This window comes from Enterobacter sp. ECC_219_Taxon_10 (assembly GCF_058354905.1).
The window spans coordinates 2477482-2501516 of record NZ_CM178005.1; the positions used below are offsets into that span (position 1 = coordinate 2477482).

Annotated in this window: 20 protein-coding genes; 9 read left to right on the forward strand and 11 right to left on the reverse strand. The window is 55.8% G+C overall.

Features of this window, described 5'->3' with window-relative positions; all coding sequences use genetic code 11:
- Window positions 1-45: 45 nt before the first annotated feature.
- A complete protein-coding gene (locus AC4ICF_RS11860; RefSeq protein WP_116339832.1) occupies window positions 46-591 on the forward strand; it encodes a winged helix DNA-binding protein in 546 nt (181 codons plus the stop codon).
- A gap of 1 nt (window position 592) precedes the next feature.
- Here AC4ICF_RS11860 and glgX read toward each other — a convergent pair whose 3' ends face one another.
- From glgX to treZ, 3 genes are read right to left on the reverse strand one after another with little or no spacing between them, the layout of a single operon-like run.
- A complete protein-coding gene (gene glgX, locus AC4ICF_RS11865; protein WP_316379165.1) occupies window positions 593-2668 on the reverse strand; it encodes a glycogen debranching protein GlgX in 2076 nt (691 codons plus the stop codon).
- Between the two features lie 15 nt (window positions 2669-2683).
- Window positions 2684-5152, reverse strand: a complete 2469-nt coding sequence (gene treY, locus AC4ICF_RS11870) for a malto-oligosyltrehalose synthase (protein WP_316379166.1) — start codon at window positions 5150-5152, stop codon at window positions 2684-2686.
- On the reverse strand, window positions 5149-6936 hold the full coding sequence (treZ, locus tag AC4ICF_RS11875) for a malto-oligosyltrehalose trehalohydrolase (RefSeq protein WP_316379167.1): 1788 nt from the start codon (window positions 6934-6936) through the stop codon (window positions 5149-5151). The genes treY and treZ overlap by 4 nt, the downstream gene beginning before the upstream one ends.
- A gap of 132 nt (window positions 6937-7068) precedes the next feature.
- On the opposite strand from treZ, the gene AC4ICF_RS11880 reads away from it, so the two are divergent.
- From AC4ICF_RS11880 to AC4ICF_RS11895, 4 genes are all read left to right on the forward strand, one after another.
- Window positions 7069-7596: a GNAT family N-acetyltransferase gene (locus AC4ICF_RS11880; RefSeq protein ID WP_080329141.1), complete on the forward strand. Its 528-nt coding sequence runs from the start codon at window positions 7069-7071 to the stop codon at window positions 7594-7596.
- 77 nt (window positions 7597-7673) lie between these two features.
- Window positions 7674-8426 (forward strand): 5'-nucleotidase, lipoprotein e(P4) family, encoded by a 753-nt coding sequence (locus tag AC4ICF_RS11885; RefSeq protein WP_316379168.1) that lies wholly within the window; start codon window positions 7674-7676, stop codon window positions 8424-8426.
- 141 nt (window positions 8427-8567) lie between these two features.
- Entirely contained in the window at window positions 8568-9554 is a 987-nt protein-coding gene (locus AC4ICF_RS11890; protein ID WP_316379169.1) for an MBL fold metallo-hydrolase, read from the forward strand.
- A gap of 1 nt (window position 9555) precedes the next feature.
- The gene (locus tag AC4ICF_RS11895; RefSeq protein WP_316379170.1) at window positions 9556-10467 is read left to right on the forward strand and encodes a LysR family transcriptional regulator; all 912 of its coding nucleotides are present in this window, start codon (window positions 9556-9558) and stop codon (window positions 10465-10467) included.
- Here the strand turns inward: AC4ICF_RS11895 and AC4ICF_RS11900 are convergent.
- On the reverse strand, window positions 10458-11342 hold the full coding sequence (locus AC4ICF_RS11900; RefSeq protein WP_316379171.1) for a LysR substrate-binding domain-containing protein: 885 nt from the start codon (window positions 11340-11342) through the stop codon (window positions 10458-10460). The two genes, AC4ICF_RS11895 and AC4ICF_RS11900, sit on opposite strands and share 10 nt — an antisense overlap.
- A gap of 113 nt (window positions 11343-11455) precedes the next feature.
- On the opposite strand from AC4ICF_RS11900, the gene AC4ICF_RS11905 reads away from it, so the two are divergent.
- From AC4ICF_RS11905 to AC4ICF_RS11915, 3 genes are all read left to right on the forward strand, one after another.
- Complete coding sequence (locus AC4ICF_RS11905) at window positions 11456-12943, forward strand: UbiD family decarboxylase (RefSeq protein WP_491466088.1); 1488 nt, start codon at window positions 11456-11458, stop codon at window positions 12941-12943.
- Between the two features lie 128 nt (window positions 12944-13071).
- A complete protein-coding gene (locus AC4ICF_RS11910; RefSeq protein WP_116339812.1) occupies window positions 13072-13359 on the forward strand; it encodes a VF530 family protein in 288 nt (95 codons plus the stop codon).
- Between the two features lie 7 nt (window positions 13360-13366).
- Window positions 13367-14659 (forward strand): glycoside hydrolase family 10-like protein, encoded by a 1293-nt coding sequence (locus tag AC4ICF_RS11915; protein ID WP_316379172.1) that lies wholly within the window; start codon window positions 13367-13369, stop codon window positions 14657-14659.
- A gap of 41 nt (window positions 14660-14700) precedes the next feature.
- Here AC4ICF_RS11915 and dsbG read toward each other — a convergent pair whose 3' ends face one another.
- The 6 genes from dsbG to AC4ICF_RS11945 form a co-directional block, all read right to left on the reverse strand.
- Window positions 14701-15459: a thiol:disulfide interchange protein DsbG gene (gene dsbG, locus AC4ICF_RS11920; RefSeq protein WP_316379173.1), complete on the reverse strand. Its 759-nt coding sequence runs from the start codon at window positions 15457-15459 to the stop codon at window positions 14701-14703.
- Between the two features lie 41 nt (window positions 15460-15500).
- Entirely contained in the window at window positions 15501-16112 is a 612-nt protein-coding gene (locus AC4ICF_RS11925) for a DsbA family protein (RefSeq protein WP_192982242.1), read from the reverse strand.
- A 7-nt stretch (window positions 16113-16119) separates the two neighbouring features.
- The gene (locus AC4ICF_RS11930; protein ID WP_316379174.1) at window positions 16120-18144 is read right to left on the reverse strand and encodes a protein-disulfide reductase DsbD family protein; all 2025 of its coding nucleotides are present in this window, start codon (window positions 18142-18144) and stop codon (window positions 16120-16122) included.
- A gap of 48 nt (window positions 18145-18192) precedes the next feature.
- A complete protein-coding gene (locus tag AC4ICF_RS11935; protein ID WP_059354588.1) occupies window positions 18193-18561 on the reverse strand; it encodes a hypothetical protein in 369 nt (122 codons plus the stop codon).
- A gap of 87 nt (window positions 18562-18648) precedes the next feature.
- The gene (locus AC4ICF_RS11940) at window positions 18649-19209 is read right to left on the reverse strand and encodes an RNA polymerase sigma factor (RefSeq protein ID WP_316379309.1); all 561 of its coding nucleotides are present in this window, start codon (window positions 19207-19209) and stop codon (window positions 18649-18651) included.
- A 5-nt stretch (window positions 19210-19214) separates the two neighbouring features.
- On the reverse strand, window positions 19215-19634 hold the full coding sequence (locus AC4ICF_RS11945) for a hypothetical protein (RefSeq protein WP_316379175.1): 420 nt from the start codon (window positions 19632-19634) through the stop codon (window positions 19215-19217).
- A gap of 567 nt (window positions 19635-20201) precedes the next feature.
- On the opposite strand from AC4ICF_RS11945, the gene AC4ICF_RS11950 reads away from it, so the two are divergent.
- On the forward strand, window positions 20202-21920 hold the full coding sequence (locus AC4ICF_RS11950) for a DUF262 domain-containing protein (protein WP_316379176.1): 1719 nt from the start codon (window positions 20202-20204) through the stop codon (window positions 21918-21920).
- A gap of 548 nt (window positions 21921-22468) precedes the next feature.
- On the opposite strand, the gene AC4ICF_RS11955 is transcribed toward AC4ICF_RS11950, so the two are convergent.
- Window positions 22469-24019 (reverse strand): methyl-accepting chemotaxis protein, encoded by a 1551-nt coding sequence (locus AC4ICF_RS11955; RefSeq protein WP_316379177.1) that lies wholly within the window; start codon window positions 24017-24019, stop codon window positions 22469-22471.
- Window positions 24020-24035 lie beyond the last annotated feature (16 nt).

Sequence of the window (24035 nt, forward strand, 5' to 3'; positions counted from 1 at the left end):
GTTCTTATTTTATCGACGAGTTTACATTTCTGGCTAAGGAACGTTATGACCTCGAAAAAGAGTGCTTCACCCGATCGCGACGATATCAACGATGGCCGGATCGTCTCTTCCCGCCATCTGGTTTCCGAGCGCTGCGCAGAACTGTCAGAGCTGGAGTACGCGCTGATCATGACCGGCAACGCGTTCAACAAATGGATGGTGCGCTGCATGACCGCAGCCGGCGAACCGGATATGGGCGCCTTTGACGTTTCGCTGCTGCATCACGTGAACCACCGCGACCGCAAGAAAAAGCTGGCCGACATCTGTTTCGTGCTTAACGTGGAAGATACCCACGTGGTGACCTATGCCCTGAAGAAGCTGGTCAAAGCGGGCTACGTGACGAGTGAGAAAGCGGGTAAAGAGCTCTTTTTCTCCACCACGGAGGAAGGGAAAGCGTTGTGCATGAAGTATCGGGACGTGCGGGAAGCGTGTCTAATTGCCATCCACGCGGAGAGCGGCATTTCCGGGAAAGCGATCGGCGAAACCGCGCAGCTGTTACGCGCGATCTCCTCCCTGTATGACACCGCCGCCCGCGCGGCGGCATCGCTCTGAACTACGGACGTCTGAACAGGGTAATGCTGCGTCCGGCCAGCTCGTACTCTACGGTGTCGGTGATCGCTGTTCCGGCGGCAGCGTCATCCGCCGTAGACAGTTCAAGAACCCATCCCCCTTCGCCAAACTGCGGGATCTGGAACGGCACGGTGCCTTCGAACGGGTTAAACAGCATCAGCACGTCGTGCCAGATGCCGTCCTCCTGCCTGAGATCCGGTCTGCTGATGGAGACCCCGAGCGTCGAACCTTCATCCCACTGCTCGGCCTGCTGCGGACCGCCCCCGGCATTAAACCAGCGGATCTCCAGCCCGTCGCGCCAGCTTTCACGACGCAGCAGCGGCTGTTGCGCGCGAAGGGCAATGAGACGACGGGTAAACTCGCGCAACGCAGCGTCGTTTTCGGAGAGCCCCTTCCAGTCGATCCACGAGATCTCGCTGTCCTGGCAGTAGCCGTTGTTGTTGCCCTTCTGCGTGCGGCCAAACTCGTCCCCCGCCAGCAGCATCGGCGTGCCGTGGGAGAACAGCAGCGTGGTCAGGAAATTGCGCTTCTGCCGTCCGCGGGTAGCAATAATATCCGGGTTCTCCGTCGGTCCTTCTTCCCCATAGTTGTACGAGCGGTTATCGTTATGCCCGTCGTTATTGTCCTCTCCGTTATCGGCGTTATGCTTCTCGTTGTACGACACCAGATCATTCAGCGTAAAGCCGTCGTGAGCGGTGATGAAGTTGACGCTGGCCCACGGACGACGCCCGCGCAGATCGTACAGATCCCCGGAGCCCAGCAGACGCGCGGCAAAGTCGGTGGAGACGTTATCCCCCTTCCAGTACTCGCGAACGGTATCACGATACTTATCATTCCACTCCCCCCAGCCCGGCGGGAAACCGCCGACCTGATACCCGCCGGGGCCAATATCCCAGGGTTCGCCAATCAGCTTGAGTCTCGATAACACCGGATCCTGAGTCATGGCGTCGAAGAAACCGCCGCGCGGGTCAAACCCTTCGGGCTCGCGGCCCAGTATCGTCCCCAGATCGAAACGAAAACCGTCAATATGCATCGATTCCGCCCAGTAGCGCAGGGAGTCCATCACCATCTGTAACACGCGCGGGTGCGAGGTGTTGACCGTATTTCCCGTCCCGGTGTCGTTGATGTAGTACCGGTGCTGATCCGGGAGCGTACGATAATAGCTGTAGTTATCGATCCCCTTAAACGAGAGCGTAGGCCCCAGCTCGTTACCTTCCGCCGTGTGGTTATAGACCACGTCCAGAATCACCTCAATGCCCGCGTCATGATAGGCGCGCACCATGTCGCGAAAGCCCTGGATCCCCGCCGGGCCGTAGTAGCGCGACGCGGGGGCAAAAAAGCCCAGCGTGTTATAGCCCCAGAAGTTTTTCAGGCCACGGTCGAGGAGATGCTGGTCGTCCGGGAACCAATGAACCGGCAGCAGCTCCACCGAGGTAATGCCCAGGCTTTTGATGTAGTCGACCGAGGCTTTATGTCCCATCCCCTCAAACGTTCCGCGCAGCTCGGGCGGGATGGCCGGGTTCATCTGGGTAAAGCCCTTGACGTGGCTCTCATAGACAACGGTATGCGGCCAGGGCACGTTTGGCCGGTTGTTATCCTGCCAGTCGAAAGCGTTCGGGTCGATAACCTTGCATTTCGGCGTGAACGGCGCGCTGTCCCGCGAATCAAAGCTTAAATCTAACTCGTCATGCCCCAGCTCATAGCCGAAATGGGCGTCGTTCCAGTCGATATCGCCCACCAGTTCACGGGCATACGGGTCGATAAGCAGCTTATGCGGGTTAAAACGGTGACCGTTTTCAGGGTCGTAAGGTCCGTAGACGCGATAGCCATACAGCGCGCCGGGCTTCAGATCGGGCACATAGCCGTGCCAGACCTCATGGGTATATTCCGGCAGCTCCAGCCGGGCGATTTCCGTTTTCCCGGACGGGTCAAACAGACAGAGCTCCACCCGCTCAGCGTGCGCGGAGAACAGCGCGAAGTTAACGCCCTTCCCGTCATAATTCGCCCCCAGCTGTTGGCCATGACCGGCCCGAATTTCAAACGTAGTATCCTTTGCCATTTTCGTTCTCCACGATTATTCGCAGGTAAGCAGAACCAGTACACATCCCTTTTCTGACGTTAAATCCAGCGTCTCTTGCAGAATGCGGCTTTCACCGCTGAACAGATCCCGATAGCGCTTCCCGGCCAGTTCGTCGGGTATCGCTACCGTGGTATTGACCCACAGCTGATGATTATCGTTGACGCCAAAAACCAGACGCGGCACGGCAACGATCAGCGCCTCGTCGTCCTTAACCCGTGCATAGACAATCAGGTTTTCCTCCCGCTCGCCGGAAACCTTGAGCGGCAGCCAGTCGCCGTAGCGGAAAAGCGCGTCGTAATGCGGTCGAAGTCGTAACAGCGTGGCGGTAACGAACTGTTTAACGCGCCCGTCACGCCAGCAGGCCGGGTTGTCAAACACCGTGGCATCCGCCGCGCTGAGGTTTTGCACCAGGGCCGGGAAGTCCGGCTCCCGTCGGTTATCCGGGTCGACGAGGCTAAAGTTGAGCGCCTCGCTGCCCTGATAGATATCCGGCACGCCGGGAGCTGTCAGCTTGATCAGCGTCTGGCTGAGGCTGTTCATCAGCCCGGCGCGGATAAAGGGCTGCATCGCCTCGCTGAAATCGTGCAGGAACAGGCTGTTATCCGGGGACAACAGGTGCCGCGCGTAGCTCAACACCACACTCTCGTAGCTCTCGTTGCTGTCGATCCAGTCGGTGCGCTGCTTCGCCTCGCGAAGCGCTTTCTCAAGGAAGCCGAGGAAGCGCGTCTCCAGTGATGCAAGCCCTTCAGCGTCGTCCGGTGACAGCGTGGCAGGCCAGACGCCCGCCAGCGCCTGGTAGATCATCCAGGTATCTGCGGCGTTCGGCGCGGTGCCGTCATTAAGAAAACGCACCCGGGTCTGGTTAATCTGCCGCCAGCGGGCGAGATTTTCTCCCCAGCGTTCCGGCGCCTCCGTCAGGGTGTAGAGACGCGCCCGGGCGTCTTCTCCGCGCTTGGTATCGTGCGTGGAGGTGCCCAGCAGCGCGTCCGGCTGACGGGCCAGACGAATGCGCATCTCCTGGTGAAAGCGGGATAGTGAAAACGCGCGCGGCGTCGGGTCAGCGCCCACTTCATTGAGCGCAAGCTCAAGGTTAAGGCGGAAAAACAGCGTGTCTTCCACCGACTTCGCCATCAGCGGCCCGGTCAGCTGCTGGAAGCGTGTTCTGAAAAGCGCGGCGGACTCGCGGCAATCTTCCGGCAGGTCGCCGGTAAGAATGCACACAATCAGACTCAGGGCCGCCTCGGACGTATTTACGCCGGCGACCACGCGGCTAAGCAGCGCCACGTCCGGCGGGGTTAACCCCTCCCGGGTGCCATAGGTGCGGTACACCGGAAACGCAATAAGCAGCTCGCGCAGCGCGTGACGGATTTCCTCGCGCGGCAGCGCAACCTCATTACGGCGGGCCAGATCGTCAGCAAGGTTTAGCAGCGTGGTGAACTCGCCCTCAAAATTACGATCGGTCATCAGGCCCTTGGCATCGCGCAGTTCCGCATGGCGATCGACCGTCATTCCCAGCGTCTCGTCGTGGATGGTCTCCAGACGCGACAGGTTATCGTCATCGACCAGCACCTCCGCCAGCGAGGCGATAAACTCGTACCCGGTGGTACCGGAAACCGGCCAGTCGGTGGGCAGCTGCTCTCCCTTCGCGAGAATTTTCTCGACCGTAATGTAACAGTCGGGTCCGGTTTTCTGCCGCAGGCGCTGCAGATAACCCAGCGGATCGGCCAGGCCGTCAATATGGTCAATGCGCAGGCCGTCTACGACGCCCGCGTGAACCAGCTCAAGGATCAGCCGGTGCGTATCGTCGAAGACCGCCTCGTCTTCAACCCGAACGCCCACCAGACCGGTGATCTCGAAGAAGCGCCGCCACGAGAGCTGCTTCGGCGCTTCCCGCCAGGACATCAGCCGCCAGCTTTGCGCGTCGTGCAGTTCGGCAATGCTTTTCTCCTCGCTGTAGGTGCCCGGGTTGAGCGGGTACGCGGTGTCGTAATAGACCAGAGAAGCTTTGTTAGTGACAGTGTCACGTTTTAGCGTGATAGCCCCCTTCTCCAGCTCCGCCTCAAAGGTGTCGCCGAGAAACGGCAGCGTCAGTGGTCGCGACGCGTCGATATCGAAATAGCGGAAATAGCGGCTCTGCTGGCCGTATTCAATCACGTCCCGCCACCAGGCGTTCTCCAGCGAGGTGGACATATGGTTTGGGACAATATCAAGAATCAGCCCCATGCCGGCCTGCCTGAGCGCCGCGGCCATGCGGTCAAAGCCTTCCCGACCACCGATCGCGGGGTCAATTTCATTCGGGTTGGTCACGTCATAGCCGTGAGTGGAACCCGTTGTGGCGGTAAATACGGGCGAGGCGTAGAGGTGGCTGATGCCGAGGTCTTTCAGATACGGCACCAGTTCGACAGCGCGGTCAAACGTCATGCCGTTGCGGAACTGGATACGGTACGTGGCGGAAGGGATCATAACGATGCGTCTCCATCAGCAAAGCGAACGACAATACTGTTCGGCGGCAAAACGTCCGTTACCTCCGGCCAGGCAAAGCGCGTCTCCCCTGAAAGCACAGGCAGAGCGACAGGCTTACTGCCGATATTAAGCGCCAGATAGAGCGTCCCGGACGGGAAGTGCCAGCTCACCACCACCATGCCGGGCACGGTCTTGATTACCTTGCCCTGAACGGTGCCGCCATGACGCAGAAGCGGAACGATATGGCGATGGCGCAGCGTCAGCAGGTGGCGCGTGAAGCGCAGCCACGTTTTACCTTCGTCGGTGGCAATCTTATGCCAGTCGAGCTTTGATCGAACGAAGGTGTTCACGTCGTTCGGATCCGGGACGGTTTCATCGTGCCCGGCGTGGCCGGTGAACTCTTTCGCGCGCCCTTCACGCACCGCTTTTGCCAGTTCGCCGTGAAAATCGGTGAAGAACAGGAACGGGTGCGTTTCACCGAACTCTTCGCCCATAAACAGCAGCGGGATATGGGGAGAAAGCAGCAGCGCGGCAAGCAGCACCCGCGTCTTATCGGCCCCCGCGAGGGTGATAAGCCGCTCGCCCTGGGCGCGATTCCCGGTCTGATCGTGGTTCTGAATAAAATCGACGAAGAACTGCGGCGGCTGCGTGCTGCACTCCACCCCGCGAGATTCACCGGTTTGCAGCGAAATCTCACCCTGGTAGACAAACCCTTCCGCCAGCGCACGAGCGAACTTTTTCTCCGGCTCAAAGGCAAAATCCTGGTAGTAGGCGTGCGTTTCGCCGGTAGCAAACACGTGGGCAGCGTTGTGGAAGTCATCATTCCACTCGGCGGTGAACAGCGGCGTGTTGCCCTGTTCATCGCGCGGATGCAGGAAAATCACGTTGCGGCTGTCTTCCGTGGTCAGGTGAACGTAACGGTGCGGGAGCGCCTCGCGGATCTTCGCGGCAATCTCCTCAAGAATGTGCGTCTCCGCGCTGTCTTTAATCTGGTCGATGGCATCAAAGCGCAGGCCGTCCATACGGTATTCCGTCAGCCAGTAGAGCGGCGCATCGGTAATGTACTGCCTCACCGGCTCGCGCTCGTAAGCGATGCCGTTGCCCCACGGCGTCATACGCTCCGTATCGAAAAACGCGGGCGACAGCAGTGGCAGATAGTTCCCCTCAGGGCCGAAGTGGTTGAGCACGATATCCAGCACCACGGAAAGCCCCAGCCCGTGCGCGGCATCGATAAACGCGTGGAAATCCTCCGGCGTGCCGTAGGCAGCGTGCGGGGCATACAGCAGCACGCCGTCGTAGCCCCAGCCGCGGGATCCGCCAAACTGGGAGACGGGCATAACTTCAAGCTGGGTGATACCCAGCTCTGCCAGATAAGGCAGCTTGTCGATGGCCGCCCAGAAGGTGCCCTCCGGGGTAAAGGTGCCGATGTGCAGCTCGTAGATAACCGTCTCTTCCCAGGGCCGCCCTGCCCAGTCCCGGTTAACCGGCTGATAGCGTCGGGGATCGATAACGACGGAGGGGCCGCTAACGTCGCCCTTTTGCGCGCGCGACGCCGGGTCGGGTACCGCCATGCCGTCCTGCAGTACAAACTGATACTCTGCACCGTGCGTGACGCCATGAACGTCTGCCTGGAACCAGCCGTGCCCCACCGCCGTCATCGGCACGTCGATGGCGGCCAGACGTAGCGTAAGTTCTTTCTGTCCTTCTGCCCAGACGCGAAAACGTACAACGTCATCGGAAATAAACTCAGCACCCCACTGCTTTTGAAATGTCCTGAATTCCATTCATTGTCCTCGAATGACCCACATTTTACGCGGAACGAAGTACAAGCTTAGTTCAGGATTAAAAGTCCGTTAGCTCAGCGGATTTAACCGCTTCGTCTATTCTTTATGAAATAACTCACTACCGGGAATACTATGCAGATTCGAAAAGGATTAAATACCGATCTCCCACGCCTTGAATGCTGTGACTTTTCTTTCACCATTAGCCGCATCGCCAGAGAGCCTTTTATCCACGGTGATTTGCATATCGAAGCCGTTGCCGAGCCCTGGATAAAAACCTACGAGCTCGACATCCAAACCCTTGAAAACCACTGCGTTAATCCGGATGCCATCTTTCTTGTTGCTGAAACGGATGACGGTGAAATAGCCGGATTTATTACCGCTTCGATCGGCTGGAATAAATTTATCTCAGTGGATTACATCGCCGTGGAGCGCACGAAACGCCGAACCGGCGCCGCGCAAAAGCTGATGGCCGCCGCGCACGTCTGGGCCCGGAGCGTAAACGCGCCGGGATTACGGCTTGAAACACAAAATGTGAACGTCTCTGCCTGTCTGTTTTACCGTCACTACGGGTTTACCCTGGGCGGATACGATCGTTATCTCTACAACGCCTTGCCGGAAAAAGACGAAGTCGCCCTGTTCTGGTATTACATGCTGGTGTAGCGATGCAGCCTTCATATTTCTGTCATTGAACTTCATTACGCTTTCGGGATTTTAACCACGGTGTTGAGGAAAGAAGTGTGAATTCAATGGCTAAGGCATTACTGCTGGTGTTACCTGTTATGAGTGCAGCGGCGACGGCCGCCGGGCGCGAGTTGTGTGAACCCAAAGCGTACGAAATGGCGCTGCGCTATCAGCAGAAATCGGCAGAGATTATGGCCCTTCAGCTGCAGACGTATCGGTTTGCCACCGAGCGTTTTAACGAGAAGTTAAAGGATCTGAAAACGCCTGAAAATTACGCCGTAGTGATGGACCTGGATGAAACGGTACTGGATAACACCCCCCTGCTGGTGCGCGACATGGAGCAGTGTCACGACTATACAAAATGGGATACCTGGAGCGACTGGGAGAAGCAGGGAAAACCCGGCTTAATTCCGGGAGCGAAGGCATTTCTTGACCACGTTAATCAAAGCAAGGTCCGTATCTATTACGTCTCGGACCGCATGCAGGAAAATAAAGCCGATACGCTCAGAACGTTAACAGCCCTGGGACTTCCGCAGGTGTCCGATGAAAGCGTGCTTCTGGATACGGTCAGCAAGGAAGAGCGTCGCCAGAGCATCCTCAAAAAGCAGCAGATCGTGATGCTGTTTGGCGACAGCCTGCCGGATTTCGCCGTGCAGTTTAAAAACAAAAAGCCGAGCGAGCAGCAGCGCGAGTTGGTTGAGGCCAGCGCGGAACACTTCGGTAACGACTGGATTGTGCTGCCTAATGCCGCTTATGGCTCCTGGTCGAAAGCCACGCCGGACGGCTGGAACGCGTCGCTGAAAAAATAACGTTTTACGAGCCGGGAAAGGCTTCACTGTCACCCGGCTTTTGCGCTGAGCTATTTATCTCGTTTATAGGTCCTATCATTTCCGGGCAGGTTCTTATACTTTTACGGAGCAGTAAGATGAGCACTTTCAAAGGAGACTCGTATGCTTACCGTGAAAAAACTTGCTCTTTCCACGCTGATTTCAAGTTCAATGCTTTTTTACCCTGCGCTGCAGGCCTCGGCGGAGACGCCGCAGCACGTCGTTAAACAATCGGCAGGCGGTTACAGCGTGCAGGTCGGCGACGTTGTGGTGACCTCGTTTACCGACGGGACCGTCGCGCAGGATCTGCACAAGCTGCTGCGCCGGACCACAGAGCAAAAAACTGACGCACTGCTCGCGAAAAATTTCCAGACCAACCCGGCGGAAGTGTCCATCAATGCCTTTCTGATTGCGATGCCCGGACACAAAATCCTGGTCGATACCGGCTCCGGCCAGCTCTTTGGCCCCGGTAACGGCGGACGTCTGATTGAGAGCCTCGCCACCAGGGGAATCAAACCCGGGGACATCACTGAAGTCCTGCTGACCCACGCCCATTCCGACCATGCGGGCGGCCTGGTGAAAGACGGCAAGGTGGTGTTCAGCAACGCGCGCGTTTACGTCGGCAAACCGGACGTCGACTTTTTCTTTAACGAAGACAATCAGAAAAAAACCGGCTACGACCAGAACTACTTTGACGTCGCGCAGAAAACCTTAAAGCCCTATCTTGACGCCGGCAAAGTGGTGCCGTTTAGCGGAACCTCTGAGATTCTTCCGGGGCTTACCGGCACGGTTCACCCCGGACACACGCCGGGTTCGGCCTTCTACACGCTTGAAAGTAAAGGCGAGAAGATCACCTTCATCGGTGACGTTATTCACGTTGCGGCGGTCCAGTTCCCGCAGCCTGAGGTTACTATCGCCTACGATCAGGATCAGGACGGCGCAGCACGCGTGCGCGAGCATGCGTTCGCAGAGTTTGTGAAAAACAGAGACCTGGTTGCCGCACCCCATCTGCCTTTCCCGGGCATCGGGTATGTGACGAAAGGAGAGAAAGGCGGCTATGCCTGGGTACCTGTCACCTATACCAACCGGGACGCCAGCAGCGCGAAATAAGATGGCGCCCGTTTCTGAGATGGACATAGACCTGCTCCTGACGCTGGACGCTCTGCTTCAGGACAGGAACATCACCCACGCGGCCGCGCGGCTGGGCATCAGCCAGCCCGCGCTGTCCGCTCGCCTGGCGCGTCTGCGCGCGCTCTTTGGCGAACCGCTATTTATTCCTTCTCCACATGGACGCGGGGTGTTACCCACGCCGAGAGCGGAAGCGCTGAAGCCGCAGGTAGAGAGCGTTTTGCGCGGCATTAGCGCGATGTTTGCCCCCGCCGCGTTTGATGGGAAGACCAGCACCCGGACCTTTGTCATCGCGCTGCATGAAAACCCGGCGCTGATGCTGGGCACCGGGCTGCTTAATCAGGTGATGGCCGATGCTCCCGGCATCCGCCTGCGCTTCGCCCTGCCGGAGATGGCTGCCCTGCCGCAGCAGCTGGAAAACGGTGATGTCGATATCTATATCGGCGTGAGCGCGGGTGCCCATGACGGCTGGGTAAGGCGCAAATTGCTCGACGACGCGTTTGCCACCGCCCAGCGCAAAGGCCATCCGCGCGGGACCGGTACGTTAGACCTGGAAATCTACTGCGCGCTTTCCCATCTGGTAGTGTCGTCAGCCGGGGATCCGTTTACCGGCTTTGTCGATCAAACCCTGGCCGGGCTGGGCCATCAGCGGCACGTCGCGATGTCCACCCAGAGCTACGCCATGGCGCCTGCGCTTGTCGCCGGTACCGATCTCGTTTGCACCTTACCGGAACGGATGCTGCGACAGTTCGCCAGCACGCTGGATATTTTTCCCCCGCCGCTGCCGCTCCAGCCGATTACCATTTACATGTACTGGCACCCGAAAAACAGCCGGGATCCGGCGAGCGTCTGGCTGCGTGAGCAGCTGCTGGAGGCGGCCGGGCGTCAGGTGTGATCGAGGGTAACCAGAAACTTTTTAAGCACTTCTGAGCGAATAATCCGGTGGCAAACCAGCGTCAGCTCGCTTTCCCGGAGCCGGTCCAGGATGTCCACGTAAACCACATTCTCGACGCTCACCGCCTTTGCCGACGCCGGCAACAGCGCCAGGCCAAATCCGGCCGAGACAAGGCTTATCACCGTGGGCACGTCAGTCGCGTTTTGTACCACGTCCGGCTGAAAGCCCGCGCCGCTACAGGCGTCAAAAAAATACTGTTCCAGCCCCATTCCCTCCGGGTCGCGCAGGGAGATCCATTTTTCATCTTTCACCGACGAAAGCGTCAGCGCGGACGATCCCGCCAGCGGATGCTGACGATAAAGCGCCAGGACCGTTTTCTCTGACGCGAACGGGCGGCTTTGCAGATCGTCAGGCAGCGACGGCAGCGGTGCCCGGATAATGGCAACATCCAGCTGGTTACTCTGCACAGCAGCGTAGAGCGTCTGCACGTTTCCCGTCACCAGCGACATAGTAATGGCCGGCCAGCGCGTGTGCATCTGGCGCAGCGCAGTGGGCAACCTGCCGTCAAACATCGCGCTCGATACGCACCCCAGGTTTAACACCCCCTGCTCACCTCGTGCCGTTTGTCTGGCGTCCAGCACCGCCTGTTCGGTCAGGGAGATGGCGAGCCTGGCTTTCACCAGAAACGCTTCGCCCGCAGGCGTCAGGGTTAAACGGCGGTTCGCCCGGCTAAAGAGCGTAACGCCTAAACGTTCTTCCAGCGCCTTTATCTGCTGGCTTAACGCCGGCTGCGCCATGTTCAGACGCTCGGCGGCCCGATGCATGTGGAGCTCTTCGGCAACGACGATGAAATGGCGCATCTGACGAAACTGCACGGAACGCCTCCTTATTTTGATATGAATTCACTTATCAATTTAACAGTAATGATGCAATTGATGCTATTGGTCATTGCCATAAAAATGGAGGTATTCAAACGAGGGAGGAAAATATGGAAAACCCGATCAACGATCTCCGCAGCGCCATCGCCCTGCTTCAGCGCCACGAAGGGCACTATCTTGAAACCGATTATCCGGTCGATCCCAACGCGGAGCTGGCGGGTGTGTACCGTCATATCGGCGCGGGCGGTACGGTAAAACGTCCGACGCGCATTGGCCCGGCCATGATGTTCAACAGCGTGAAGGGCTATCCGGGCTCCCGCATTCTGGTGGGCATGCACGCCAGCCGCGAGCGCGCGGCGCTGCTCTTGGGCTGCGAGCCCTCTGAGCTGGCAAAACGCGTCGGCCAGGCGGTGAAAAAGCCGATCGCCCCCGTTGTCGTCCCCGCCTCGCAGGCGCCGTGTCAGGAGCAGGTTTTCTACGCTGACGATCCTGACTTCGATCTGCGTAAGCTCCTTCCGGCACCGACCAATACGCCGATTGATGCAGGCCCGTTCTTCTGCCTGGGGCTGGTGCTGGCAAGCGATCCTGAAGATAGCTCGCTGACGGATGTCACCATTCACCGCCTCTGCGTCCAGGAACGCGACGAGCTTTCTATGTTCCTTGCCGCCGGCCGCCATATCGAAGTCTTCCGCAAAAAGGCGGAAGAGGCTGGAAAACCGCTGCCGGTGACCATCAACATGGGGCTCGACCCGGCCATCTATATCGGCGCGTGCTTTGAGGCCCCTACCACCCCGTTTGGCTACAACGAGCTGGGCGTCGCCGGGGCGCTGCGCCAGCAGCCGGTCGAGTTGGTACAGGGCGTGGCGGTAAAAGAGAAAGCGATAGCGCGGGCGGAGATTATCATCGAGGGTGAACTGCTCCCGGGCGTGCGCGTTAGAGAAGATCAGCACACCAACACCGGCCACGCGATGCCGGAGTTCCCGGGCTACTGCGGCGAGGCGAACCCCTCCCTGCCCGTGATCAAAGTGAAAGCGGTGACCATGCGAAACCACGCGATCCTGCAAACGCTGGTGGGCCCGGGGGAGGAACATACCACGCTGGCCGGTTTGCCGACGGAGGCCAGCATCCGCAATGCCGTTGAGGAGGCGATTCCAGGCTTCCTGCAAAACGTCTATGCGCACACCGCAGGCGGCGGCAAGTTCCTCGGCATACTGCAGGTAAAAAAACGCCAGCCGTCGGACGAAGGACGTCAGGGCCAGGCGGCGCTTATCGCCTTAGCCACCTATTCGGAATTGAAGAATATTATCCTTGTCGACGAAGACGTGGATATTTTCGACAGCGACGACATCCTGTGGGCGATGACCACCCGCATGCAGGGCGATGTCAGCATCACCAACATTCCGGGGATCCGCGGCCACCAGCTGGATCCATCCCAGTCGCCGGAGTACAGCACCTCGATTCGCGGAAACGGCATCTCCTGCAAGACCATCTTCGACTGCACGGTGCCGTGGGCGCTGAAGGACCGCTTCGAGCGCGCACCGTTTATGGAGGTGGATCCGCGTCCGTGGGCGCCGGAGCTGTTTAAAGACAAAAAGTAAACGGACATTTCTCTTTTCTTCACCCCTCAGGGGTGAAGAATCTCACGCTAAAATTGCCGCTTCCCCTGCTTTCTTGTACCCTTTCACCGGTAAACCCACCCCCACTAAAACTGAGACCTTCGACACCTATGACTGCACACATTTCCAAAGATCCTTTACATGGCGTAACGCTGGAGATGATGGTCAACGCCCTGGTGGCGAAATATGGCTGGAGCGAGTTGGGTGACCGCATCAAAATTAACTGTTTCAGAAAGGATCCCAGCGTTAAATCGAGCCTGAAATTTCTGCGCCGCACCCCATGGGCGCGGGCGGAAGTTGAAGCCCTGTATCTGGACTCCCTCAACGACGAGGAAAGTGCAGAACAGGCGGTGCCCGCCTTTAATCCCTGGGCTAACAGTCGGATTATCAAGAGCTAATACGCAAATGACGCGACACGTAAAACGGATCGGTGCGCTGGCTGCCTGCGCACTTTTACTTGTAAGCTGCTCCTCAAAACCACCCAAATCACTGGTTACCCCTCTTCCCACCGCGCGCAAACCGACACCGCAGGCCAACGCGCCGATGCGCGGGATCTGGCTGGCGACCGTCTCGCGTCTCGACTGGCCACCGGTGGCCTCGGTGAATGGCCGCAGCGACGACCAGCGCATCGCCATGCAAAAGCAGGCGCTCACCAGCAAGCTCGACAATCTTAAGCACCTCGGGATTAACACGGTATTTTTCCAGGTGAAGCCGGACAGCACCGCGCTCTGGTCATCAAAAATTTTACCGTGGTCGGATATGCTGACGGGCAACATCGGCGAGTACCCGGGATACGACCCGCTGCAGTTTATGCTGGATGAAGCGCACAAGCGCGGCATGAAGGTCCATGCCTGGTTTAACCCATACCGCGTGTCGACCAACACGAAGCCGTCAACCATCGCCGCGCTGAACCGAACCTCATCTCTCTCTCCGTCCAGCGTCTATGTGCAGCACCCGGAATGGGTGCGCGTCTCCGGCGATCGTTTTGTTCTCGACCCAGGCATTCCCGAAGTGCGCGACTGGATAACCAAAGTGGTGACCGAAGTGGTGGCGAACTACCCGGTAGACGGCGTGCAGTTTGATGATTATTTCTATGCCGAATCGCCGGGATCCGCGCTCAACGACGCGCAGACCTGGCGACAGTACGGCCAGGGATTTGCCTCAAAGGCCGACTGGCGAAGACACAACACGCAGCAGCTGATCGTGCAGGTGTCCCGCGCGATTAAACAGACGAAGCCCGACGTTGAGTTTGGCGTCAGCCCGGCGGGTGTGTGGCGTAACCGCTCCTTTGACCCGGCAGGCTCGGACACCCGCGGCGCCGCGGCTTATGATGAATCCTACGCAGATACGCGGCAGTGGGTTCAACAGGGCTTGCTCGACTACATCGCGCCGCAGATTTACTGGCCCTTCTCCCGGGACGCCGCGCGCTACGACGTCCTGACCAAATGGTGGGCCGACGTGGTGAAGCCGACCCACACGCGCCTGTATATCGGCATTGCGTTCTACAAGGTGGGCGAGCCCTCGAAAAATGAGCCGGACTGGACGGTTCAGGGCGGCGTGCCGGAGCTGAAAAAGCAGCTCGATCTCAACGATTCGCTGCCCAACGTCAACGGCACCATCCTGTTCCGGGAAGATTACCTGAACCAGCCGCAGACGCAGCAGGCGGTGAACTACCTGAAAGGGCGCTGGGGAAGCTAAGTAACCATCAGGCAGAAACGGGGCGTTTCTGCCTGATTTTTTTACGGCTTCGGCCCGAACATCGCCTCAAGCTGCTGCGCGTCCGGCATTCCGACCACCTGCTGTAGCTCATTGTCTGCATTCAGATAGTAAATGGCCGGCGTGGCGTTAGCGCCCAGGCTGTCCATCAGCGTCTGGTGCTTCTGCAGGATCTCTACCGTTTCACGGGAAGCGTCCCCTTCTGACCTGGGCAATTTTTTCCCACCGGAAAGCTCGTATTCGCGCCAGGCGGAGACCGGATCTTTCGCATTCAGGATCGCAGAGGCATTGCGCCCGCTGTTAGGGTTGAGAAACGCCACCAGCAGCGTGTTGAGCTGAACCTTGCCCGCCTTCACCCACGGCTGCGCTTCGGCCCAGAACTGCTTGCAGTACGGGCAGAATGGATCGGCGAAGACGAAGACCTTACGCGGGGCGTTTTCCGCCCCTTCCTTCAGGGGATGCGCCGCGTTCAGGTTCTTCCACATCTCGCGCCCCATCGGAGCGTAGATCTCTTTCTGGAAATAGCCCTCGCTGAGGTTTTTTCCTTTGTCATCGTATAGATAGCCCGAAATGACGTGCTTGCCGTCCGGCGTTAAAAAGATCGTCACGCCCATGTCCTGATATTGCCCCAGCCAGGCCGGTGCGCCGCCGGGAGCATCAAGTTTCTTAATGATTTTAATCTGCTGCTGTTCGCTGAACTGCTTCACCACATCCGGTATGGCATCAGCGGCCTGGGCCAACCCTGAGGTCGCCAGCGCCGAAAGTAACAATAATCTTTTCATTTCCCTCTCCGGTTTGTCGGGGGCATTCCGCCCCGTTCAGGTTAGCGGTTTTTCAGAGCGTCACTGACCATTTCGTCGAACTGTTCAAACGGAACCCAGCCGGGCAGCAGCCCTTCGCCGATAAGCGTGGCGGGCGTGCCCTGAATTCCCATTTTTTCTGCGACGATCAGGCTGCGTTTGATCGACACCATACTCTCATCATCCGGCGCGGTGACGCTCACCCCGGCCCGTTTTTGCGCCTCCTGAATGCTGGCGTCATCGTGGTATCCCTTTTTTGCCATCAGGGTATGGTTAAATTTCATAAACTGCTCGGGATGTGCGCGCCAGACGGTTAACGCGTCACGTGCGGCGGTCAATGAACTTTCCGAGCGGAAAGGTAAAAACTTAAAGACCACCGCAACATCCGGGTGTTTTTCGACGATCTTCTCCAGGTACGGATCGAATTTCTTACAGTACGGGCAGTTGTAGTCGGTAAACACCACCAGGGTGAGCTTTGGATTTTTCGCGCCGATACGCGGTGAGTTCGGATCGTTAAACAGGAAATCAGCGATCATTTTCTGCGCGCGCTGTTCCTGGTCCGGCGTCAGCGGCTGGGCAGCGAACACCTGAAGCGGGGCCAGCAGGAGCAGAAGCGTTATAAGGAATTTTTTCATGACACAGTTAGCCTTTTGCGTTGTTCAGGGTGGTGACCAGGGTGCGCTTATCCAGCAGCGGGGAGAGGATCTCCCCCTCAGGCGTGCCGGGGCCATACACCTCATTAAAGGGAATGGCGTAGCGGTTTCGCTTCGCCAGAAAATCCGCGATTAGCGCGGAGGGCTGGCTCCAGTCTCCGCGCAGGGCCACCACGTCCGGCTGGCTCAGCGCGGCAATAACGTCCGGCTGGGTCAGTACCCGATGCTCGTTAACTTTGCAGGTCACGCACCAGTCCGCGGAGATATCCACAAACACCCGTTTCCCCTGCGCCAGTGCCAGCTGGATGGCCTCCTCGCTGAGCGGCTGCCACGGGATAGTCTGAGCGTCATTCCGCGCCATGGCGTCAGACGGTGAGTTAAGCAACCCGCGCAGCTGATACCCGCCGAACACCGACAGCGCGATAACCACGACCCAGAACAACGGCGAAGAGGTTTGCCCCTTCTTCGCGAACGGCGCCAGCGCGATAGCGATCAGCACCAGCATCACGATCTGGCTGACCGCCTCGCCCAGATGCAGGCTCAGCAGCGTGACCAGCCAGAGGCTGGAAGCCAGCATCATCAGGCCCAGGATCGCTTTGAGCGTGTTCATCCAGCGGCCGGGTTTTGGCAGCAGCATGGCCGTTTTCGGCACCAGGGCGACAAACAGCCACGGCAGGCTCATGCCCACGCCGAGCATCAGGAAGATGAGCCACAGGGAGTGCAGCGGCGCGCCAAGGGCAAAGGCAACCGCCGTACCGAGAAACGGTGCGGAGCACGGCGTCGCCAGCAGCGTGGCGAACATCCCTTCGCAGAAGCTGCCGCCGATCCCCGCTCCCCCTGCCGTCGCCAGCCGTCCTGCCGCAGAGGAAGGCAGCAGCATTTCAAACGCCCCAAACAGGTTCAGCGCAAACAGGAAGGTGACGGCGACCATCAGGCCGATAAACCACGGGTTCTGGAACTGAATGCCCCACCCCAGCGATGCCCCGGCCAGCTTCAGCGCGGTCACCATCGCAGCCAGCAGCATAAAGGAGGTGAGGATCCCGGCGCTGGTGGCCAGGAAGCGCAGCCTGATGGCGCGCCTGTCCGACCCTGCCTGCAGGATGCTGTTAAGCTTCATGCCCATGACCGGCAGCACGCAGGGCATCAGGTTCAGGATCAGCCCGCCCAGCAGGGCAAAAAGCACCATTTTACCCGTTCCGCCTGGAGTGGAAGGCTCTGCGGGGGTTGCCCCAACGTTCATGGTGGTCTGCTGCGCGTTACCGCCATTGGTCAGCACAAACGACAGCCTCTTGCCTTCCAGCGAGGCGGGTTTATCGCCCCATTCGTCGGTCACGGGTACCGTCACCCGAAGCGTATTGCCGTCGTGCTTAATAACCGGCTCGCCGGGAAGAATGTCTCCCTCCAGCGGGTCAAAATAGATCCCCGGATTGTCCCACTTCCCATCCGTGGTGCCGGTAATCACCAGCTTGTCGCCAGAGAGCCAGGCGGAAAGATCTGCGGATACGCCAGACGTGCCCGGAACGATGCGCATCGCTTGCTCGAAGGCGGCCTGGAATCCCTCATCCACCGGCTGGGTAAAATCGAGATGCAGCGGGTAGTCCGTCAGCAGGCAGACGTTACTGCACGTCGAGAGTGTGAGCGTTCCATTGAGCGCATCGCTCTTCACCCCGTCGAGAACGATCGGAATCGTGACCTTATCGTGATACCCCTGCGTCGTCATGCCGGAGATATCGAAGCGCGATGGAACCGGCCAGGACCAGCTGTCCGTTACGCCTTCCGGCCAGCTGATTTTTGGCGCGACGCCGCCCTCTCCCGGCGATCGCCAGTAGGTTTTCCAGCCGGGCTTTAGCTCAACGGTGAGCAGGCCTTTTACGTGCGTTTGTTCCCTCTCCGCCTGAAAGCGGATGCGGGCGTGATCGTTTTGTGGGGAGACCAGCCAGCCGGTGTCTGCCGCATGGGCAATGCCGATGCAGGACAGCCACAGGAAGACGAATCCCCTGAAGAGGTTAACCATGTATTACTCCGTGAACAGTGAAAAATTATCGTGTGGTGACGATGATTTTCATTCACGGAAAACGCAGTTTTTAAGGTGTATTCGGGGAGGCGGTGCCTGAACGGGCTGTTCCGCGGGAGCGAATGCCCGCCCTTGCGTCAGCAGCTGCAGCAGCGCGAAGAAGATAATGATGGCCGGCAGCGCCCCGTCGAAGAACAGCGGCTGGGCACAAAGAAGCGACTGGGCACCTAACTGGCAGGGCGATGGCCCGGACTGCTCGGTGCTGCTTTGCGTTGGGGCATCTGCACTCAGTGAAATCTGCGGATCCAGTCCCTGTAAAAAATGGTTGAGCATCACCGCACGCTGCACGAGGCAAAGCGCCATCGCGAGACAGGTGATAATCAAAAGCCATTTTCCGAGGAGCTGACGGTTGCGCATAATATTCCAGAGTAACAGGACGCCCCGATCATAAACGATAGTGATGAATCTACAAGTGCCCGGAGTGTAAGGTTTTGTCTGTCGCCGCTATTCACCCGTCAGCGCGTCGTAGATATCCCGCAGACGCGTACGCAGAAACAGCACCGCCTTGTGCTTGCGGGATAACAGCGCCTGCTCTGTGGCCCCCGTCTCCTCTGCCAGCATTTTAATGCTGTAGCCGTGCAGCTCGGTCTTTTCAAACACCTCGCGCTGCGGCGGCGGCAGTTCAGACAGCGCCTGCCCCAGCTCTTCCCACAGCAGCGTTTTGAGATACTCCTCCTCTGGCGTTTGCGGTACGCCGAACAGGGTTTCAGCCAGCTCGTCTTCGGGGAAACCCTCGTCGTCATCCCCCGTAAAATAGCCGGAGAGCGACACCTCGCGCTTTTTACGCGCCCGGTCGGTCATCTCGTTACGCGCCGCGCGGAACAGCCAGGCCGCGACGTTTTCGACCGGCTGCTCCACTTTCATCAGCTGATAGGTGACTTCCTGCAAAATGTCGTCGGCATCATCGCGAACGGACGTCCGTCCGCGAATAAAAGCTTTCAGCCGGGCGCGGCAGGCACTGAGCGCCGACATCAGCATGGATCCGCCCGCCTCCCCGGCTTTCATTTCGCTCACTCTGTTTCCGGCGCTTTTGGCGCGGCGTCATCGCGCTTATCGTCACGATGGCCGTGCCAGCCGCAGTGACCGCGGCCGTGGCGGCCAAAGCCTTCGCGACGCTGCTGAATAAACGCCTCGCGCTGCTCGCGCGTCATGTTCATCCAGCGCTCGTGCATCCGGCGGTGCGCGCCAAACATCCCGGGACGGAAACCTAACCCGCCAAACAGAATGCGGCTCAGCACCAGAATGCCCAGCGCCTGCCAAAACCCGATGGCCTTCACGCCTAGGATCGCCGGGAGCAAGGCGTTCCACAGGGACATCACCAGCAGGCCGAGCACGATGAAAATTACCGCGCCGATGATTAAACCCTTGCCCATACGGTGGCGACCGAATCCACGCCCGTGACCTCTGCCGTGCATATCAAAATCTCTCATGGTGTTTACCTCGTTTACAGTAACTGATTATGGCTTGTGATGAGGTAGACGGATGAGGAAGGAAAATATTGCTGGGGTGAATATAAATTGTTTGCTCACGACCGGTAGCGTTCTTAAGCAATGGCTGCAATTCCTTGATACTTTAAAGGTTTATAACTACGCTAAGTGATACATCCAATGATGGAGAGTTCATATGAAACGGATTCTTGTTTGGTTCTTTAAGTCGTTCTTTTATCTCATTCCCGCGGCAATAATTGTTGCGGGTATATATCTGTTTGTACGCTATGTTCCGGATTACGCCGCAATCCTGAGCTCCATCTGGATGGTGGCTGTTTCAGTGGTCTATATTATTTTTAACAGGTGGTATTAGTCTGACATAAACATCAAGGATCCTGAATGAATAGTTTGTTAGCCTAACTAACGTTGGATTTTTGTTACTAGAGTTTCAACAACCGCCATAGAGTCTCGCTGGAATTTCGCTCAATAACGGGACGTAAGTTATTGATATTACCTCCATTAAGAGATATATTTTAGTATACAACCTCATAAAATTGAAAAGGAAAACCAATGAAAATTGAAGCTAATGATAAAGAGATACAAGATATCTTTTCATCAGGATATTTCAAAATCCCCAGATTCCAAAGGCCCTACTCCTGGGAGAAGGATGAAGTAGAAAATTTCTGGGAAGATATAACTAAAAATAATGATGAAAATTATTTCATTGGTTCCATGGTTGTATTTCAATCCGTAAAGCCTTATTTTGGCATTGTTGATGGGCAACAACGTTTAACTACCATAACAATAATTTTATCTGTAATTAGAGATGCATTTCTTACATTAAAGCAAGACAACCTCGCAAGAGGCATACATAAATACATAGAAAAAGCAAACGTCGATAATGAAGATGAGTTTATTTTAAATTCCGAAACATCATTCCCTTTTCTACAAGGAGTTATTCAATCATACAAAAAGAACATTATCAAAGATGAAATTGGGGTAGAAGAAAGCAATCTCCAAAATGCATACAACTTGATAAAAAACAAATTAACCTCATTAATTCCACAGATAACATCTTATGATAATAAACAAATAGAACTTTTCAATGATGTTAAAGATAGTCCTATTCAAAAACTAAAAGACATCAGAGATAAAATACTTGCACTTAAGTTGGTGTTTATTCAACTTGATAATGAAGATGATGCCTATTTAATATTTGAAACTCTAAATGCCCGTGGTCGTGATTTAAAAACATCAGATCTAGTGAAAAACCTTTTCCTTAAAAAATTAAGATCAAACAATTCGCGATTTGATGCTGCAAAAATATCATGGAATAATCTTGTATCTAAATTCGATAATGATTCAGGTGAGCAAACGTTAGATAATTACCTTCTTCATTATTGGTTGTCGGAGCATAAATACATCACTGATAAGAAGCTCTTCCCGGAGATAAAATCAACGTTAGGAGATGATAATCAGAAAGCCGAAAACCTTTTGAATACAATAATAAAAACAGCCGATTATTACAAACAAATAACTTATCCTAATAGTGTTGAATGGAGTAAACAAGAGTTAAAAATAAAAACGATATTTGAGAACCTCAATTTATTCAAAGTCAAACAACAATCATCAATGACACTTGCTCTTACTCGCGCATGGAGAGAGAATAAGATAACTCTAAAAGTTCTTAAATCGTCCCTTGAAAAAATAGAGTATTTTCATTTTGTATTCAATGCAATAACATCACAGCGTTCATCTGGAGTGATCGCCACAACTTATTCAGAACATGCTATCAACCTAACCGCAACGAGTTCACATGATCAAATACAGTCTATTCTAAATTCATTATTTAAATCCCTAGATTCTAAATTACCTAGCTTTGATGAATTTTATGTTAACTTTGCTGAATTAAATTATCTTTCAAATAAAACAAGAAACAAAAATATAATTAAATACATACTATCGAAGCAGTTGGGTGATGCTATATCCTGTCTTAACATAAACCATCATCTTTTGACCATTGAACATTATATTCCAGAGTCAAATATTAAATCCGGAGTTCCAGGCGATATAATTGGAAGCATTGGTAACCTATTGCTAATCGATGAGGTAACAAATAATAATATATTAAAAAATTCCGTTATCGCTGAAAAGTATAGCATATTAAACAAAAGCGGATATCCATTAACTCAAACTTATATAATGAGCCCTTTATGGGGAGAGCAGGAAATAAAACAAAGGACCGAGATGATTGCAAAGCAACTCTATAATGGCACTAGGTTATTTTAAACAACAATGCCTGAGCCCCCTCAGGCATTGTTTTAAGTTCTTTCATAGCCACAGCCAATTATAAAACCCTACGCCATTAATGATTTTTGCATATATTTCCTCCTAATTCCATTTTGCTGACGAACATCAAGTTTGGTTATACATACAAAAACAAGCATGACGTAAGATAAGCCAGAACCATATAAACTATCGACGACAATAATACTTAATGAATATTTTACTAAATAACACCCACAGTTATTTTTCATTACACCTAACGATCCTATGATACTTATATTTAATGATTTATAAAATCCATTCTAATTTACTAAAAAATAACTCACACCTGTATGACTCTGTGACGCGCCAACGAAACAGAATATAATCTCAATATCTAATGCTTCTTAGATAAAAAATTGCGTGTGAAAGTGGATATTTTAATGCTATCTAAGCGCCGTCGTGACTTATGAATAAAACCTACAAAAAGAGTAGAATAAAAGAGTTGCGTAGCATGCCTTTTCTTTTATACCCGCCACAAAAAAGCCCCCAGAGGGGCCTTACACTATCAATCAAGCCCGCACCGGCAACCTAAAACTCGAAATACTCCGTGAAAGCTGCTGCGCCTGCTCTTCCAGCGATGCCGCTGCCGCAGCGGACTGCTGCACCAGCGCGGCGTTCTGCTGGGTGACGCCATCCATCTCGGTCACCGCCTGCCCGACCTGGCTGATCCCGCGGCTCTGCTCTTCGGAGGCGACGGAAATTTGCTCCATCAGCGTATTCACTTTGTTCACCGACGAAATGATCGAGTCAATCACCTCGCCCGAGCGGCTGACCAACTCCGCACCGTTTTTCACGCTGGAGACCGACTGCGTAATCAGGCTCTCGATATCCTTGGCTGCCACCGCGCTTTTCTGCGCCAGGGTGCGCACTTCGCTGGCCACGACCGCAAAGCCGCGACCTTGCGTACCGGCGCGCGCCGCTTCAACCGCCGCGTTCAGCGCCAGAATATTGGTCTGGAAAGCGATGCTGTTAATCACGCTGGTAATGTCTTCGATGCGCTTCGAATTCGCCGCGATGGTGTTCATCGTGTCGATCACTTCGCGGGTCACCGCTTCACCGGTGTGGGCATTTTTCACCGCGTCCTGCACCAGTTTACCGGCCTGATAGACGTTGTCGGTATTGTTCGCCACCGTCGCGCTCAGCTCTTCCATGCTGGCCGCCGTCTGGGTTAAGGCGGAAGCCTGCTCCTCGGTGCGTGACGCCAGGTCGATATTCCCGGAGGCAATCTCCTGGGCCGCGTGCGTCACGGTATGGCTCGCATCGCGCACCTGGGCGATGGTCGCGAGCAGTGCCTGACGCATCTGCTCCATCGAGCCCATCAGGTGGTCGATTTCGTTATGTGAACTCCCCTTCACCGGCACCGGAGTGTCCAGCTTGCCCGCCGCAATCTGGCTGCAGTGCTCGCGCGCCAGGTTAACCGGGGCAAAGACGAAGCGCTTCATAAAGAGGCTGACCGCGACAATCACCGCCACAAACAGGCAGGCAATGACGGCAATGATCGCCAGGCCGGAGACAAAATTACTGCGCGCATCCTCGTTCAGGCTTTTGGCGTATTTCTGGTGGACCGAAAGCACCTGGTCGAGAACGATTTCGTACTGACGGTCGAGGCGGGAAACTTCCGGGATCAGAGCGTTAAATTTAGCAACATCGTGCGCCGCCGCGGCATCGATCAGCGGCGCAAGCCCCTGGTTGCGATAGTTTTGCCAGGCGTCCTGATAGGCACTCACTAGCGGCGCTTCATCCGTCAGACGCGGCGAAGCCATAAAGGCCGCAAAGGCATTGTCGGCTTTGGTCAGCGCCTCTTTCACTGCGGCAAGCTTTGCAGACTCGTCTGTCGAGTTGCCCGCTTCCACCATCTTCACGTACTCCATCACCCGCACGCGCAGCGTACGGCTGTGGTTGATGGGGTCAATAATCGACAGCACCACCTGGATCTCTTTGTTCACGTTATCCAGGGAGTTATTACTTTTAATGATGAGGCCAACGCTCGTCACGGTGCTGACGATAAAGAACAAAAGCAGCGAGAACAGGACAATCAGGGACGACTTTTTCAACGACATAAACCAATACCTCAAG

Excerpts from the sequence above, each read along its gene's own strand:
- AC4ICF_RS11860 (WP_116339832.1), top strand. The coding sequence starts at position 46 with ATGACCTCGAAAAAGAGTGCTTCACCCGATCGCGACGATATCAACGAT.
- glgX (WP_316379165.1), bottom strand. The coding sequence starts at position 2,668 with ATGGCAAAGGATACTACGTTTGAAATTCGGGCCGGTCATGGCCAACAG.
- treY (WP_316379166.1), bottom strand. The coding sequence starts at position 5,152 with ATGATCCCTTCCGCCACGTACCGTATCCAGTTCCGCAACGGCATGACG.
- treZ (WP_316379167.1), bottom strand. The coding sequence starts at position 6,936 with ATGGAATTCAGGACATTTCAAAAGCAGTGGGGTGCTGAGTTTATTTCC.
- AC4ICF_RS11880 (WP_080329141.1), top strand. The coding sequence starts at position 7,069 with ATGCAGATTCGAAAAGGATTAAATACCGATCTCCCACGCCTTGAATGC.
- AC4ICF_RS11890 (WP_316379169.1), top strand. The coding sequence starts at position 8,568 with ATGCTTACCGTGAAAAAACTTGCTCTTTCCACGCTGATTTCAAGTTCA.
- AC4ICF_RS11895 (WP_316379170.1), top strand. The coding sequence starts at position 9,556 with ATGGCGCCCGTTTCTGAGATGGACATAGACCTGCTCCTGACGCTGGAC.
- AC4ICF_RS11905 (WP_491466088.1), top strand. The coding sequence starts at position 11,456 with ATGGAAAACCCGATCAACGATCTCCGCAGCGCCATCGCCCTGCTTCAG.
- AC4ICF_RS11910 (WP_116339812.1), top strand. The coding sequence starts at position 13,072 with ATGACTGCACACATTTCCAAAGATCCTTTACATGGCGTAACGCTGGAG.
- AC4ICF_RS11915 (WP_316379172.1), top strand. The coding sequence starts at position 13,367 with ATGACGCGACACGTAAAACGGATCGGTGCGCTGGCTGCCTGCGCACTT.
- dsbG (WP_316379173.1), bottom strand. The coding sequence starts at position 15,459 with ATGAAAAGATTATTGTTACTTTCGGCGCTGGCGACCTCAGGGTTGGCC.
- AC4ICF_RS11925 (WP_192982242.1), bottom strand. The coding sequence starts at position 16,112 with ATGAAAAAATTCCTTATAACGCTTCTGCTCCTGCTGGCCCCGCTTCAG.
- AC4ICF_RS11930 (WP_316379174.1), bottom strand. The coding sequence starts at position 18,144 with ATGGTTAACCTCTTCAGGGGATTCGTCTTCCTGTGGCTGTCCTGCATC.
- AC4ICF_RS11935 (WP_059354588.1), bottom strand. The coding sequence starts at position 18,561 with ATGCGCAACCGTCAGCTCCTCGGAAAATGGCTTTTGATTATCACCTGT.
- AC4ICF_RS11940 (WP_316379309.1), bottom strand. The coding sequence starts at position 19,209 with ATGAAAGCCGGGGAGGCGGGCGGATCCATGCTGATGTCGGCGCTCAGT.
- AC4ICF_RS11945 (WP_316379175.1), bottom strand. The coding sequence starts at position 19,634 with ATGAGAGATTTTGATATGCACGGCAGAGGTCACGGGCGTGGATTCGGT.
- AC4ICF_RS11950 (WP_316379176.1), top strand. The coding sequence starts at position 20,202 with ATGAAAATTGAAGCTAATGATAAAGAGATACAAGATATCTTTTCATCA.
- AC4ICF_RS11955 (WP_316379177.1), bottom strand. The coding sequence starts at position 24,019 with ATGTCGTTGAAAAAGTCGTCCCTGATTGTCCTGTTCTCGCTGCTTTTG.